This window comes from Sphingomonas pokkalii (assembly GCF_003096275.1).
In the GTDB taxonomy this organism is placed as follows: Bacteria; Pseudomonadota; Alphaproteobacteria; order Sphingomonadales; family Sphingomonadaceae; genus Sphingomonas; species Sphingomonas pokkalii.
In genome coordinates this window covers 1,171,555-1,186,674 of record NZ_QENQ01000001.1, presented here as the reverse complement: position 1 = coordinate 1,186,674, position 15,120 = coordinate 1,171,555, and the positions used below count along the sequence as shown (strand labels likewise).

Annotated in this window: 10 protein-coding genes; 4 read left to right on the top strand and 6 right to left on the bottom strand. The window is 65.4% G+C overall.

Annotation, left to right across the window (positions count from 1 at the left end; all coding sequences use genetic code 11):
* Positions 1–37: 37 nt before the first annotated feature.
* A complete protein-coding gene (locus DD559_RS05425) occupies positions 38–1,222 on the bottom strand; it encodes a M24 family metallopeptidase (RefSeq protein ID WP_116468282.1) in 1,185 nt (394 codons plus the stop codon).
* Positions 1,219–2,460 (bottom strand): NAD(P)/FAD-dependent oxidoreductase, encoded by a 1,242-nt coding sequence (locus DD559_RS05420; RefSeq protein ID WP_116468281.1) that lies wholly within the window; start codon positions 2,458–2,460, stop codon positions 1,219–1,221. The genes DD559_RS05425 and DD559_RS05420 overlap by 4 nt, the downstream gene beginning before the upstream one ends.
* Before the next feature lie 140 nt (positions 2,461–2,600).
* Between DD559_RS05420 and DD559_RS05415 the strand changes: the two genes are divergently transcribed.
* The gene (locus DD559_RS05415; protein WP_116468280.1) at positions 2,601–3,245 is read left to right on the top strand and encodes a GntR family transcriptional regulator; all 645 of its coding nucleotides are present in this window, start codon (positions 2,601–2,603) and stop codon (positions 3,243–3,245) included.
* Positions 3,246–3,248: 3 nt separating this feature from the next.
* Here the strand turns inward: DD559_RS05415 and DD559_RS05410 are convergent, their stop codons facing one another.
* The 3 genes from DD559_RS05410 to DD559_RS05400 are packed head-to-tail and all read right to left on the bottom strand — an operon-like array spanning position 3,249 to position 6,612.
* The gene (locus DD559_RS05410; protein WP_116468279.1) at positions 3,249–4,655 is read right to left on the bottom strand and encodes an amino acid permease; all 1,407 of its coding nucleotides are present in this window, start codon (positions 4,653–4,655) and stop codon (positions 3,249–3,251) included.
* A 25-nt stretch (positions 4,656–4,680) separates the two neighbouring features.
* Positions 4,681–5,679 (bottom strand): 4-hydroxyproline epimerase, encoded by a 999-nt coding sequence (locus DD559_RS05405; protein WP_116468278.1) that lies wholly within the window; start codon positions 5,677–5,679, stop codon positions 4,681–4,683.
* Positions 5,680–5,688: 9 nt separating this feature from the next.
* A complete protein-coding gene (locus tag DD559_RS05400) occupies positions 5,689–6,612 on the bottom strand; it encodes a dihydrodipicolinate synthase family protein (RefSeq protein WP_116468277.1) in 924 nt (307 codons plus the stop codon).
* A gap of 282 nt (positions 6,613–6,894) precedes the next feature.
* On the opposite strand from DD559_RS05400, the gene DD559_RS05395 reads away from it, so the two are divergent.
* From DD559_RS05395 to DD559_RS05385, 3 genes are all read left to right on the top strand, one after another.
* On the top strand, positions 6,895–9,780 hold the full coding sequence (locus tag DD559_RS05395) for a TonB-dependent receptor domain-containing protein (protein WP_116468276.1): 2,886 nt from the start codon (positions 6,895–6,897) through the stop codon (positions 9,778–9,780).
* A 111-nt stretch (positions 9,781–9,891) separates the two neighbouring features.
* On the top strand, positions 9,892–10,617 hold the full coding sequence (locus DD559_RS05390) for a response regulator transcription factor (protein WP_116468275.1): 726 nt from the start codon (positions 9,892–9,894) through the stop codon (positions 10,615–10,617).
* Between the two features lie 3 nt (positions 10,618–10,620).
* Complete coding sequence (locus DD559_RS05385; RefSeq protein ID WP_116468274.1) at positions 10,621–11,967, top strand: HAMP domain-containing sensor histidine kinase; 1,347 nt, start codon at positions 10,621–10,623, stop codon at positions 11,965–11,967.
* 55 nt (positions 11,968–12,022) lie between these two features.
* On the opposite strand, the gene DD559_RS05380 is transcribed toward DD559_RS05385, so the two are convergent.
* On the bottom strand, positions 12,023–14,413 hold the full coding sequence (locus DD559_RS05380; RefSeq protein ID WP_116468273.1) for a TonB-dependent receptor: 2,391 nt from the start codon (positions 14,411–14,413) through the stop codon (positions 12,023–12,025).
* Positions 14,414–15,120: the final 707 nt, after the last annotated feature.

Genomic DNA, 15,120 nt, shown 5'->3' with positions numbered 1-15,120 from the left:
CTGCAAGCGGCCGCCGTGCGAACGGCGGCCGCTTCGTTTATGCCAGCCGGTCGATCGCCGCCTGCGGCTCGGTGAACCAGCGCGGGCCGGTTTCGGTCATGTGGAAATGGTCCTCCAGCCGTACGCCGAAGCGATCGGGCACCACGATCATCGGCTCGTTCGAAAAGCACATCCCCACATCGAGCGGGGTTCGGTCCCCGCGCACCAGATAGGCCGGCTCGTGAATCGACAAGCCGATGCCGTGGCCGGTGCGGTGCGGCAGCCCCGGCAGGCGATAGTCCGGCCCCAGCCCCGCCTTCTCCAGCACCGTCCGCGCCGCCATATCTACGCGCTCGCACGGCGCACCAAGCTCGGCAGCGGCGAAGGCGGCGGCCTGCGCTTCCTTTTCCAGCGACCAGATCGCCTGCTCCTCGTCGGAAACCCGGCCGAACGCATAGGTGCGGGTGATGTCCGAATGATAGCCTTCGACGGTGCAGCCGGTGTCGATCAGCACCAGCTGGCCTTCCTCCAGCGCCTGCTCGCCGGGCAGGCCGTGCGGAAAGGCCGTCGCGCGGCCGAACTGGACGATGCAGAAGCTCGATCCCGCCGCACCCAGCGCGCGATGCGCCTGATCGATGAAGCGCTTCACCGCGCCGGTGGTGATCCCCGGCGCCAGGATGCGCGCGGCGGCGAGATGCACCGCCAGCGTCATGTTCTTCGCCTGCTGCATCAACGCGATCTCGGCGGGAGACTTGCGCATCCGACAGCCGTCGATCGCCGGCGCGCCGTCGACCAGCGACACCCCCGGCGCGGCACGACGCAATCGCTCAGCCATCTGGAAGGGCAGCGCCGGATCGATCGCAAGCGTTGCAATACCCCCCAGCGCATCGGCAACGAGCGCGAAGGGATCCTCATCCTCCTCCCACAGCCGCATGTCGGCGGTGATGCCCAGGTCGGCGCTGAGCGAGCCCAGTTCGAAGCGCGGGCAGATCAGGATCGGCTCGCCGTGGAGCGGCAGTAGCATCGCTACCAGCCGCTCGGTCGCCCCCCAGGGCACGCCGGCGAAATAGCGCAGCGACGTGCCGGCATTCACCAGCAGCGCCTGCGCGCCCATCGCCTCCAGCCGCGCGCGCACCGCGGCGATGCGCGCCAGCCGCTCGGCCTCGCTGATCGCCGGCGCGCGGTCCGCCCAGGGAGTAAGTGCGGCCAGTTCGGCCGCGGCAGTGGAGCCGCCGATCGTCATTGCTTGGTCCTTGATCCGAAACGTTCGATAGAAAAGGGCGCGAGGTCCACCACCGGGGGCGCATCGGCGGCCAGGGCGGCAACGATCTCTCCGGTCAGCGCCGCGAGCGTGAGCCCGAGATGCTGGTGGCCAAAGGCATAGAGCAGGTTTGGCGCCCGCGCGCTCCGCCCGATCGCGGGCAGGTAATCGGGGAGCGTCGGCCGCGCGCCGATCCAGCGGGTGAACGGTCCGCGTAGCGGCAGGCCCAGCGCGGCGACATGCGCTTCCAGACGTTCCCATTTCGCGGGATCGGCGGGCGTATCGATAGCAGCGAATTCGACAAAGCTCGCCACCTGCACGCAATCGGCATAGCGGGTGACGATCATCGATCGATCCTCGAACACCATCGGCGGCAGGTCGGCAGGCCAGTCATGGTCCGAGGTGCGCAGGTGGTAGCCGCGCTCGGCGATGATCGGTACCCGCCGCCCCAGCGGCGCGAGCAGCGTGCCGGAACGCGCACCTCCCGCCACCAGCACCGGCCCTTCCGCCAGCAAACTGCCGTCCAGCCGCACCCGCGCCGCGCCATCGACCATTTCCAATCCCGCCGCACCGGCGCGAAATACGCCCCCCGCCGCCGCGAGCGCCGCCCGCAACGCCCGATCCAGCCTCCCCAGATCGGCAATCTGCGCCGTATTGGTGAAGCGGATCGCGTCTGCCAGCGGGCCACCGGGGAACGCCGCGCGCTCGGCCCGGCTGGTGTCGCGAAACGCGGCCGTGCCGATGTCTGCGGCCATCCAGGATCGCCAGCCTGCCGCTGCCGCTGCCGGACGCGACCAGGCGACGATATGCCCGTCGATGCGCAGCAGACCAGGCTGGCCCAGCGTTTCGCCCAACCGTTGCCAGGCCGGCATCGCCTCCGCCAGCAGGCCGCCCAATGCCGCCTTGCCGACGGCAAATCGCGCCGGCCGCGCCGCACCCAGCAGCCGCAGCCCGAAAGGCAGCCAGCGCCGCCACGCCGCCGGCGGCAACCCCACTGCACCGCCCGCGGCGAAGCGCCGCCGCGGCAGGCTGCGCACGGTAGCCCAGGATGCGAGCGGCGCCACCTGCTCGATGGCGATATGGCCGGCATTGCCCCAGGACGCGGCCTGCCGACCAGGATCGTCGTCGATTACCGTCACCGCGAAGCCGGCGCGGGCAAGGGCAAGCGCGCTCGCCAAGCCTACCACGCCTCCGCCGATCACATTCATTTCTCGCTGCATCGGCCTCATCTTGCCGATCCCACCTCCGATGTATACCGTATTTCCAATGCTGAACCGTTAGATGATGCTAGTGCCACTAACGGTTGCCGAGAACCGGCGCGGTTGGCAGAAGCGATCGCCCCGACGGAGGATTTCCTATCATGAGTATCGTAGTCCGCACCTTGTCGGAGCAGATTTTCGCGATCGTGCGCGAGCAGATCGTTTCGGGCAAATTGCCGGTGGATCAGGCGATCCGGCAGGATGCCCTGGCCAACTCGCTGGGGGTCAGCAAGATCCCGCTGCGCGAGGCGCTGGCGCGGCTGGAGCAGGAAGGGCTGCTTGTCGGTCAGGCGAACCGCGGCTATTTCGTCCGCGCCATGTCGTCCGGCGAAGCCGAGGAGATCTATGCTCTCCGGCTCGCCATCGAACCCGATGCCGTCGTGGCGGGTGCGTTGTCTGCCACGGATGCGGATCGCGCGGCCGCGCGCGAGGCACTGGCCGCGCTCGATCTCGCCGCCGCCGAACATCTCGATGAAGTCGCCGCGCGGAATCGTGAATTCCACATGGCGCTGGTACGCCCCGGCGGTCGACTGCTCACCACCCAGCTCGTCGAACGGCTTCAGATCCTGTCCGAGCGCTATGTCCACAAGCACCTCGAACCGGCCGGCCGGGAAGATCGCGCCCATCTCGAACATGCCGATCTGATCGACGCATGGGAAACGGGTGACGTCGATCGCGCCCGCGTGCTGGCCCGCGCGCATATCGAAGGCACCCTCACCGATCTCCGCCGCCAGTTGAACGGCTGAGCCTCAGCCCCGCGCCAGCACGCTGCGCGCGCGACCATAGAGGAAATAGACGGCAAGCCCCGCAACGTTCCAGAGCAGGAAGCGGAGCAACGTCTTCTCGGGCAGCGAGAAGAGCAGATAGAGGCAGCCTAGCACCGCCAGCGTACCGACGACATAGGGCTGCGGGCAGCGGAAGATACGGGGCGCCTCGGGCGCGCGGCGGCGCAGCAGCATCATACAGATGCCCACGGCGATGAACGCGATCAGCGTGCCGGCATTTGCGAGTTCCGCGATCTCGTCGAGCCGGAGGAACCCAGCGACAGCTGCCACGAACAGTCCGGTGATGCCAGTCACCAGCACCGGTGCGCCGGTGCGCGGGGATACCTTGGCGAGGCTTCGCGGCAACAGCCCGTCCCGTGCCATCACGAAGAAGATGCGGCTCTGCCCGTACATCATGACGAGGATCACCGAGGGCAGCGCGACCAGCGCCGCGGCAGCGATCGCCCAGGCGGCGAGCGGATGGCCCAGCGTGCGCAGCACCAGCGCCAGCGGCTCCGGCGAGTTGCCGAGCACGGTATAGGGCATCGCCCCCACCGCCGCGACCGCGACCAGGATATAGATGGTGGTGCACAGCGCCATCGATCCGACGATGCCGATCGTCAGGTCGCGCCCCGGCCGCTTGGCTTCCTCGGCCGAGGTGGCGACGGCGTCGAAGCCGTAAAAGGCGAAGAACACGATCGCCGCAGCCGCCATCACGCCGCGCGTGCTGCTGCCATCGGCATGGGATGCGAAACCGTACGGCATGAAGGGGTGAAAATGGGCGGTGTCGAAGCCGGGCAGCGCCAGCAGCACGAACACGGCGAGCGCGACCAGCTTGATCACCACCAACACGATGTTCAGCGTGGCGCTCTCCCGCGTCCCGGCCATCAACATGCCGGCGATGGCGAAGGAAACGAGCACCGCAGGCAGGTTGACGATGCCGCCGGCATGCGGCCCCTGCAACAGCATCGCCGGCAGATGGACGCCCGCCGATTGCAGCCAGCCGACCAGATAACCGGACCAGCCCACCGCCACCGCCGAACAAGCCAGCGAATATTCGAGGATCAGGCTCCAACCGACCACCCAGGCGATCGTCTCCCCCAGCACCGAATAGCTATAGGTATAGGCGCTGCCGGCAGTGGGAATCATCGTCGCCAGCTCGGCATAGGCAAGCGCGGCGCAGGCGCAGACCAGACCAGCGATGACGAAGGCCAGGATCACCGCCGGCCCTGCCCGCTCCGCTCCTACGCCGGTCAGCGTGTAGATGCCGGTGCCGACAATGGCGCCGACGCCGAGCGCGATCAGGTGCGGCCAGGAAAGCGTGGGGCGCAGCCGATGCGCGCTATGGCCCGTGCTGCGTTCGATCGGTTTGATCGGTCCCCAAAATCCCATGCAACCCCCGTTTGTGTCGTTGTCGTCAGACGACCGAGAAACCAGCCCAGAACGGGTCTTCGCGATCGATCCAGATGGTGTTGAAACCGGTCGCGATCGCCGATCCTTCGATTGAAGGAATGATGCCGGGCCGGTCGCCCACCATCACGCTATCCTCCACCCGGCCGATGAACCGGCTGCCGATATAGCTTTCATGGACAAATCGATCACCCACCTTCAGCCGGCCCTGATGGGCCAGATGGGCAAGCCGCGCCGAGGTGCCGGTACCGCACGGGCTGCGATCGATCGCGCGCTCGCCATAGAAGACGGCGTTGCGGCCATCGGCGCCCTCGCCCTTCGGCTTGTCGGCCCACAGGACATGGCTGACCCCGCGGATGCGGTCGTCGAGCGGATGCACCGGCTCGATCGCGGCGCGCATCAGCGTGCGGATCGTGCGGCTGAGCTCGACGATGCGCGAGGCGCCGAGATCGTCGAGCCCGGTATAAGGCCCCTGCGGCTCGATGATCGCGTAATAATTGCCGCCATAGGAAACATCTACGGTCAGCGGGCCGAAGCCAGGCACCTCGATCTGGATTCCGGTGGCGGCAACATAGGCGGGCACGTTGCGGATGCGCACCCAGCGCACCCGGTCGCCCTCCATGCCATATGCGATGTCGATCACCCCCGCCGGTACTTCGATCCGCAGCTGGCCTGGCGTGCGCGGGGTGATCAGGCCGTGCTCGAGCCCGAAGGTCACCATGCCGATCGTGCCGTGGCCGCACATTGGCAGGCAGCCCGAGGTCTCGATGAACAGGATCCCGCAATCGGTATCGTCGCGGGTGGGCGGGTAGAGGAACCCGCCCGACATCATGTCGTGCCCGCGCGGCTCGAAGCACAGTCCGGTGCGGATCCAGTCGAAGCGCTCCAGAAAGTCCGTGCGCCGCGCCAGCATGTCGCCACCGCGTAGCAGCGGCGCACCGCCCGCCACCAGCCGCACCGGGTTTCCCGCGGTGTGGCCGTCGATGCAGAAGAAGGTGTGGCGCATGTTCGGGATTTACGCTGCCTTGGCCTCGCGCCGGCTCGGCCGCGTCGCCGCGGCTTCCTCAACGAAGCGGATCACCTGCGCACGGCGTTCCCCCGACAGCGGCAGGCGCGGCATCCGCACGCGTTCACTGCCCCGGCCCATGATCTGCTCGGCGAGCTTGATTGATTGGACGAGGTCATGTTCGGCGTCCAGGTGGAGCAGCGGCATGAACCAGCGATAGATAGCCCGCGCCTCGTCGAACCGCCCCTCGTTGAACGCCGCGACCAGCCGCACCGATTCTTCCGGGAAGGCGCTGGTTAGACCCGAAACCCAGCCCGATGCGCCCAGGAACAGCCCTTCGAGCGCTACATCGTCCAAGCCCGCCATCAGCGTGTAGCGATCCCCGTAGCGGTTGAAGAGATCGGTGAAGCGGCGCGGATCGGGCGCGCTTTCCTTCACCGCAACGATGTTCGGCACGTCCACCAGCCGGTCCAGCGTGTCGGTGTCGATCGAGACGCGATAGGCCGGGGGGTTGTTGTACAGCATGATCGGCAGCGACGTCGCCGCGGCCACCGCGCGAAAATGCGCCTCCAGCTCTTCGGCGGTCGGCACATAGACCATGGCAGGAAGCAGCATCAGCGCATCGATGCCGATCTTCTCGGCATCGCGGACATATTCGATCGCGCGCGCGGTGGTGAATTCCGAAACGCCCGCCACCAGCGGCACGCGTCCGCCGACCGCCTCGACACCGGCGCGCAGCACCTGCCGCTTCTCCTCGGCTTCCAGCGAGTTGTTCTCGCCGCAGGTACCGAGCAAAATCAGGCCATCGACACCGTCGTCGACCAGCGCCGTCTGCGTCTTCTGGGTGGCAGCGAGATCGACGGAAAGGTCCTCGGCGAACTGCGTCGTCGCTGCAGGGTAAACACCGGCCCATAGCGGCTTGCGTGCATTCATCGAAACATCATCCTCCAAAGCATCACGTTTTCGTATACGGTATTCTTCCTTAACGCAAGCGTTGTCCTACCATTTGCGGCGTCGCTCCGCCATCCGGCGCCCACCAGCGCATCACCCCACAACCCCCAGTCCCGCTGCTATTTTTAGGATATCGTATAAAATATTTGACGGATTGGTGCAAAAAATGCTGCAATTGCGCGACTCATAAAAAGGGGGTTACGGGCCGTGTGTAATAATAATACAATTCGGGCATCGGTAGCGGCGGGCGCGCTTGCGGTCGCGATGTTGGCGAGCAGTGCGCAGGCGCAGCAGGTTGCAGAGCCGGCAAGCCCATCGACCGAAGCCAGTGACGGCCCCAGCGAAATCCTGGTCACGGGCACGCGCATTGCCCGCCCCGATCTGGCGAGCAATAGTCCCCTGACCACCATCAGCGACAAGGAAATCCGCTATCAGGGCGTTGTGAATGCGGAGACGCTCCTCGCCCGGATGCCGCAGTTCACCCCGGACGCGAACGACAATGTCTCAAACGGTGCAGACGGGTCGGCACAGATCAACCTGCGCAATCTCGGCTCGAACCGGGTGCTCACGCTGATCAATGGCCAGCGCATCCTTTCTTCGCAGGCGACCGACATCAACTTCATCCCCACCGCGCTGATCGAGCGTGTCGACGTCGTGACCGGCGGCGCCTCCGCGGTCTATGGCTCGGATGCGATGTCCGGCGTCGTCAATTTCGTGCTGCGCGATCATCTCGACGGCTTCCGGCTCGACGCGCAGACCAGCTTCGCCCAGCACACCAACGACAATGCCTATGTCCGCGGCCTGGTGTCGGCAAAGGGCTATCAGTTGGCGCCGCGCAGCGTGATCGACGGCGGGAAGCAGGACATCAACGGCGCGTTCGGCAAGACCTTCGCCGATGGCCGCGCCAAGATCATGCTCTATGGCGGCTATCGCCACACCGAGCCGGTGCAGCAATCAACCCGCGATTATTCCTCCTGCGCGCTCAACGCCGCCAGCCAGACCAATCTGGTTTGCGGCGGGTCGAGCAACACTACCTTCGGCACCTTCGCGCCGCTCGCAGGCCCTAGTGCCGGCCTGGGCTATCTCACCAATGCGCGCGACGGTTCGAAGAACTGGGTACCGTACGACGCCAGCTACGCGTATAACTACTCGCCGACCAACTACATCCAGCGCTCCGACGAGCGCTATACCGGCGGCGGCTTCGCATCGTTCGAGATCGCGCCGGTCGCCAAGGTCTATGGCAGCTTCATGTGGATGAAGGATCACACCTTCTCGCAGGTCGCGCCGTCCGCCCTGTTCCTCGGCACCACCTTCACCATTCCCTGCAACAACCCACTGATGAGTAGCGCGCAGGCCAGCGCGCTGTGCGGCACCGCCGCCGGCACCAGCGCCACCACCGATACGCTGATCGGCTATCGCCTCGACAGCACCTATTCGCGCCGCGACGATCTGCGCCACCAGGACTATCGCTACAATGCCGGCGTGAAGGGCGATATCGGCCAGGGCTTCCGCTATGACGTGAGCTATCTCTACGCGCTGTCACGGTTCGACGAGACCTATCTCAACAACGTCGACAATGTGAAGGCGCAACGCGCCCTGAACGCCGTGCTGGTCGGCAGTACGCCTACCTGCCAATCCAAGATCGACGGCAGCGATCCGGCCTGCGTGCCGATCGACATCTTCCGCGCCAACGGCATCAGCGCATCCCAGGCGCAATATCTGTTCAGCCCATCGAATACCGCCTCGCGCAACACGCTCGAAGTCATGTCGGGCACCGTCAGTGGCGACCTCGGCACCTTCGGCCTCCAGAGCCCCTGGGCGCGCCGGGGCGCGGGCATCGCGCTGGGCGTGGAACATCGCCGAGAAACGCTGCGCTACACCGTCGATGAAGTTGCAGCCCAGGGCGGCGCGGCCAATGCAGACGGGGTGATCAGCGTGAACGAAGCCTATGGCGAACTCGAGCTGCCGCTCGTCGCCGACGTTCCGTTCCTTCACGAACTCACCGTCAACGGCGGCGTGCGCTACTCCTCCTACACCAACGAACAGCGGTCGACCTCGACCAAGTCGTCGTACAAGGTGTGGACCTACAAGGCCGAACTCGCCTGGTCGCCGGTGGACGGCGCGCGCTTCCGCGCCAGCTACAATCGAGCGATCCGCGCGCCCAATATCAGCGAACTGTTCGGCGCGCGCGGCATCGGCAACGTGTCCCTGAACGATCCGTGCGCCGGTGCCACGCCCGAAGCTTCGCTGACCACCTGCAAACTTACCGGCGTAACCGATGCGCAATATGGCCATATTATCCAGTGCCCGGCCGACACCTGCTCGCAATCCTATGGCGGCAATCCGGCGTTGAAACCGGAAGTGGGAGACACCTACACCTTCGGCGTGGTGCTGACGCCGAAGCAGGTGCCCGGCTTCTCGCTTTCGGTGGACTATTACCACATCAAGGTGAAGGGCTATATCGGCGGGATCGGGCCATCGCTGGTGGTCAGCCAATGCACAGCGACCAGCGATCCCTTCTATTGCGGGCTGTTCCGGCGCGATCCGCGAACCGGCGCATTGTTCGGGTCGAACGGCTATGTGGTCGGCAGCACGCTAAACACCGGCTATCTGCGCACCTCCGGCATCGATGTCGGCGCAAGCTATCTCACCCGTATCGGCAGCCTCGGCAAGCTCGACGCCAGCATCGTGGGCACGTGGCAGGAACAACAAACGGTGGAAACGCTGCCCAACCTCGGCACCTATGACTGCAAGGGTTATTACGGTTATAGCTGCGGCCAGCCCAATCCGGCCTGGCGCCATGTCGGCCGGCTGACCTGGATCGCGCCGGGGGAGAAGGCGACGCTATCGCTCGCCTGGCGGCATTTTGCCGGCACACAGCTGTCCAGCCTGTCCTCCAATCCGTTCCTGACGGGTACGCCCAGCATCATCAACGCCAGAATCCCCAGCTATAACTATTTCGATCTCGCCACCACCATTTCGGCCGCGAAGCAGCTGCAGTTCCGCGCCGGCATCAACAACCTGACCGACAAGTCGCCGCCGGCGATTGCCTCCGGCGTCCTCGCCAGCTTCGGCAACGGCAACACCTATCCGGGCGTGTATGATCCGCTCGGCCGCACCGTCTTCTTCGGCGCGACGCTCACCTTCTGATCCGGCCCGAACCCGGCCCGACGCCCCGTCCCGCATCCGCGCGACAGGGCGTCGACGGCGGGCCAAGAGCTGCGTAAAGGGGAAGCCATCCGCCGTGAGGACGATTTCGTGATGCGTACCCCTGCCTCCCCTTCGCCTGATGCCGACGATACCGCTATCGCGCTCCGCGCGCTGGTCGTGGAAGACGATGCCGAGCTTTCCGCCTTGCTCGCCCGCCAGCTGGGCGGCCTCGGCTACGAGGTACAGGCGGTCGGCGATGGACGTACCGCGATCACCGCGCTGGCCGATACGCGGTTCGATGTCGTGCTGCTCGATCGGATGCTGCCCGTGATCGACGGAATCGATGTGCTGCAGCGAATGCGCGGCGAGGGCGTCGAAACCCCGGTAATCCTGCTCACGGCGCTTGGGATGACCGCCGAACGCGTCGAAGGGCTCGAAGCAGGCGCCGACGACTATATCGTCAAGCCGTTCGAGATCGAGGAACTCCATGCCCGCATCCGCGCGGTGCTTCGCCGCCGCGCCGCCCCGGCAACGGACAATGCCACGCTCACCGCCGGCGATGTTACCGTCAGCGTGCTGCGCCACCGCGTCACCCGCGCGGGCAAGGTGATTCCGCTGCAGAAGACCGAGCTTCGGCTGCTTGCCGAACTGGTGCGCGAAGCGGGCAATGTGCTCACGCGGCCGATGCTGCTCGAACGGGTATGGGGCTATGATTTCGTGCCCACCGCGAATGTCGTCGACGTACACATCCTGAAGCTGCGCCAGCGGCTCGACATGCCGGGCCTGCCCGACCCGATCGTGACGGTGCGCGGCGTCGGCTACATGTTCTGCGCTTGATCGGTGCGGCGGCTCCGATCGCTGCGCGGGATTTCGGCATGGTTCGCCCTGCTGCTTTCGGGGGCGACGGCGGCCAGCGGCGTCGCCGTCTATCTCGCGCTGGTTAGCGCGGTCGATCGCCAGGTGGACCTGCGGATCGAAACGGAAATGCGGGACGTGCTCGCCGGCCATCCCACATTGGCGGAGATCGCACGGCGCATCGCGCGCAAGCAGCAGACGCGCGAAAGCGGCGATATCGGCTTCCTGCTACGCGACATCCGTGACAGGCCGATCGCCGGCAATGTCGTGCCTGCGAAGCCCGTTCCCATCGGCTTGTCGACGCTGGGCGCGGAGGCCGCAATACCGGGGCTCAGCCGCGGTCGCGCGTTGCGGACCGCATTGGCTGGCGGCGGCACGCTGACGCTGATCGCCGAGAGCGAGCCGATCGACCGCCACGATCGCAAGCGCCTGCTGATCCTCGCCGCCGGGTTCGGTAGCGTCGTGCTGATCGTAGTCGCCGGTATCTACGCGCTGACCGCGACCATCCGCGCCAATATTCGTGCCCTGCGCGGCACCGCTGAGGCGATCATCGACGGGGATCTGCGCGCGCGCGTGCCGGTGGAATCCGCGCGCGGCGCCTTTGGCGGGCTTGCGGCGACCTATAACCGGATGCTCGATCGGATCGGCGAGTTGATGGCGGGAATGCGCAGCGTCTCCAACGATGTCGCGCACGATCTCCGCACGCCGCTGGCGCGGCTGCACGGCCGGTTGGCGGCACTGGCCCGCGCGCCCGAAGCGGCGCCGGTACGACAGGAGATCGTCGCCGCCGTCGCCGAGAGCGAGGAGATCCTTGCCCTTTTCGCCGCCATGCTGCGTATCGCCGAAGTCGAAGGCGGCGCCCGGCGGGCCGGCTTTACCCGGATCGACCTTGCCGAACTGGTCGCGGATATCGTCGAGGGGCTGGCATTGTTGGCCGAAGATGGCGGCCGGCAGCTGGTTGCCGCACCAGCCGGCGCACCGATCGTGATCGACGGCGATGCGCGGCTGCTGACGCAATTGCTCGTCAACCTGGTCGAAAACGCGATGGCACATACTCCCCCTGGCACCACCATTCGCGTCGAGCTGGCCACTGCGCCGGGCGAAGCACTGCTCAGCGTGTGCGACGACGGGCCGGGCATCCCGGCCGAGGCACGGGAACGGGCGCTCCGTCGCTTCGGCCGACTGGAAACGAGCCGAAGCAAACCTGGCCATGGCCTGGGCCTGCCGCTCGGCGCCGCGATCGCCCAACTCCATCGCGGCAGTCTGGTACTGGAAGATGCCGCGCCGGGGCTGGCGGTGCGGGTTCGCCTGCCGGCGGCCGGCATCGCATGAAAAAAGGGGTCGGGCGACATCGCCGCCCGGCCCCTTTTCAGCATCGTTAACCCGATCAGAATTTCAGGCTGACATCGCCGCCGAAGGTGCGCGGCGGGTTGTAGTTCGCATACTCCCCGAGCACGGCGGCATTCGCTGCCGAACGGCGATAGATGTAGGTAGCGTCGAGCAGATTGCGCGCCCACACCGAGAAGGTGACTTTCTGTCCGCGATCGTTGAGCGGCACGTCCGCCAGCGCGATCCGGCCGTTGACCACGAAGCTGGCATCGGTCTTCACCGGTTCCGCCTGGAAGCTGTACTGGCTGGAGGCATAGTTGGCGTCGATGTGCATCCGCACCGCCATGCCGTCGCCGCCCACCGGCACTTCGTAATCGGCATAGGCCGATGCGGCGTTGCGCGGCGTGAACACCGTATAGACCTGGAAGGGCGCGTTGTTGAGGAACGGGTTCGCCGTCGGCGGCACCTTGGTGTACGTATAGGCATAGGCCGCGCCCAGCGTGACGTGGTCCACCGGCCGCACCGTCAGATCGGCCTCGACACCACGAATCTTCGACGTGCCGGGGGCGTTACGCGTTTCTTCGGTATGAAGGTTGAACGTGGGGCTGGCCGGGTTGGTGTCGACATTGTCGAAATCGGTCTGGGTGCCGGTGCGATCCATGATGTAACCGGCCAGGTTCAACCGGACATGGTGATCGACCAGGTCCATCTTCGCGCCGATCTCGTAGGACTTCACCTCTTCCGGGCCGAACGCGCTGAAGGTCTGCGAACGATCATTGGCACCGCCGGCGCGGAAGCCGGTGGCGTATTTGGCATAGACCTGCGCCGTCGGCGCAACATCCACCGCCAGCGTCACCATCGGATCGAAGCGGGTCTTGTCATAATCGAAGGTGAAGGCCGAGCTTTTGCCCTGCACGGTGTAAAGCAGGCCGCTGCGCTTGTCCTTGGTCACGCGGCCACCGACGGTGAGGTGCACCATCGACAGTGCTTCGGGGGAATAAGTCGCCTGGGCATAGGCGGCGTAGCTGGAAGCCTTGGCGCGGCTGGCGCGCTGAACGAACCAGCTGTCGCGATCCCAGCCCTGGTTACCCGAAGTGATCGCGCCGGACACGGTCGGGCTCAGCACGGTATAGCCGGTACCGTCCGCGTTCCACTGGTTGCTCGACGGCGTAGCGGCGAATTCGGTGGCGTGCTCGTTGAAATAATAGAGGCCGGCGACGTAATCGATCTGGTCGCTATGCCCGACCAGCTGGAATTCCTGGCTGAACTGGCGCTGGTGCAGGTTCGACAGGCTGTAGCGGCTGAACTTGCCGTTGGGCGCGAAGATGGTGCGATGCGCGCCACCCGAATTGTCCCACTGCGCCGTGTCGACGCCGCGCCATGCCGTGATCGAACGCAGCTCGATATTCGGTGCGACATCATACTTCAGGTTGGCGGTGAAGCCGTGCGTATCGTCGACACTCACCTGCTGCGGTACGCCGATATCGGCGACCTTCATGCGATCGCCCCCGCTCACCTTCACCAGCGGCGAAAGCGGCGCGATGCACTTGGCGGCGCCCGCCGGGCAGGTCAGCGTGCTGCCGGTATAGCTGCCGACCGGGAGGTTCAGCGGGTTGTAGTTAACCAGCTGGCTGTAGTTGGGCGTGTTCTCGTCCCGCGCCTTGTCATAGGAGAAGGTAGCGGTGAAACCGTCGACCGGCTTCCACTGCGCCGTCGCGCGGCCACCGACGCGGTTGAACTGGTTCCAGCCGGCCTGGCCGTCCAGCGGGTTCTTCACGGTCGGATCCTGGTGCTGGATCAAGCCGTCCAGCTTGACGGCGACATTCGCGACCGCCGGCAGATCGAGGTGAAGCTCGCCATTATAGCTGCCGTAATTGCCGAAGCCGGCCTGCGCACGGCCATCGAACACACCGGTCGGCGCCTTGGTGACGATGCTGACCGCGCCACCTTCGGTGTTGCGGCCGAACAGCGTGCCTTGCGGGCCGCGCAGCACTTCGATGCGCTCGACGTCGAACAGCGCGGCGTTCAGCCCCTGCTGGCGGCCGAGATACACGCCGTCGATATAGACACCGACACCCTGGTCACGTGCGGTCTGATTCGCGTCGAACGGCACGATGCCGCGGATGCCGACGGTGAGCGCGGACTGGCGCGCTTCGAACGTGGCGACGCGCAGCGACGGCACGCCGCCATCGGCCAGATCGATCAGGCTCTGGATGTGGCGGTCCTTCAACATCGTCGGGTCGACGACGGAGATCGCGATCGGCGTGCGCTGCAAATTCGTCTCGCGCTTGGTGGCGGTGACGACGATCTCGGTAAGGCCCTTGTCGTCCGCGGCAGCATCGGTGCCGGCGGCGACCGCTGCCGCGACCGTCTGGCCATGCGCCAGCGCCGGGCTCGCAAAAGCGGCGCCCAGCAGCAGGGCGGCGCGAATGCGGTTGATGTTCGACATGGTGGATTCCCCTAGCCGGGATCATTCCCGGTCGGGGCGGCTTCTATGTATAATTATAGTCAGTTCGATGACACTGTATGTAATATATTAGCACAAACCATATCATTTTCGCTTAATGTTCACCACTGCGCAAATTATATAACGTAGATTTTCAACCACTATTTACAATTATACGACGTTTATCAATATTTTTCTGGAAATTTAATCCTCCCAAGCAAGAAATGAACGCGTATTACTTTACACAATATCATCATCCGGTGATCCTAAAATACATCAAATCCCGTATCTAACCCGGAAACTCCGTCACAGCGGCAAATCCACTCTGCTATGCGCACGCATCAGGCCTCTCCGTTCACCCAAGCGACGGATATCGGCAAGAACATGAGATCTATGCGAAAAATGCGCTCCTCCGTCGGGCGAGCTTCATTCTCCCGGCATTCATTTGGCGCGGCAACGCTACACATGATCGACGGCAGAGCGAACCGACAGTCTTTAGAGAAAAACAGCGCGAACGCACTTGCGAGACCAGCGATAGCAACGTCGCCGAACCGGCTCCGGCGCACTGTCGTCGCCGAAGGGAGAAGCTGAAATTTGTGCTAGAAGGCGGTGGTGGAGCTGAGGGGAATCGAAGTGCCGCATGCGCAGGGGGCCGCGGCAGTGCACACTCGTCCGTTATCACATTGATATAAAGCGATTTATGCATTCAT

Bases quoted from the DNA above. Each gene is read 5' to 3' on its own strand.
- DD559_RS05425 (WP_116468282.1), bottom strand. From the start codon at position 1,222: ATGACGATCGGCGGCTCCACTGCCGCGGCCGAACTGGCCGCACTTACT.
- DD559_RS05420 (WP_116468281.1), bottom strand. From the start codon at position 2,460: ATGCAGCGAGAAATGAATGTGATCGGCGGAGGCGTGGTAGGCTTGGCG.
- DD559_RS05415 (WP_116468280.1), top strand. From the start codon at position 2,601: ATGAGTATCGTAGTCCGCACCTTGTCGGAGCAGATTTTCGCGATCGTG.
- DD559_RS05410 (WP_116468279.1), bottom strand. From the start codon at position 4,655: ATGGGATTTTGGGGACCGATCAAACCGATCGAACGCAGCACGGGCCAT.
- DD559_RS05405 (WP_116468278.1), bottom strand. From the start codon at position 5,679: ATGCGCCACACCTTCTTCTGCATCGACGGCCACACCGCGGGAAACCCG.
- DD559_RS05400 (WP_116468277.1), bottom strand. From the start codon at position 6,612: ATGAATGCACGCAAGCCGCTATGGGCCGGTGTTTACCCTGCAGCGACG.
- DD559_RS05395 (WP_116468276.1), top strand. From the start codon at position 6,895: ATGTTGGCGAGCAGTGCGCAGGCGCAGCAGGTTGCAGAGCCGGCAAGC.
- DD559_RS05390 (WP_116468275.1), top strand. From the start codon at position 9,892: ATGCGTACCCCTGCCTCCCCTTCGCCTGATGCCGACGATACCGCTATC.
- DD559_RS05380 (WP_116468273.1), bottom strand. From the start codon at position 14,413: ATGTCGAACATCAACCGCATTCGCGCCGCCCTGCTGCTGGGCGCCGCT.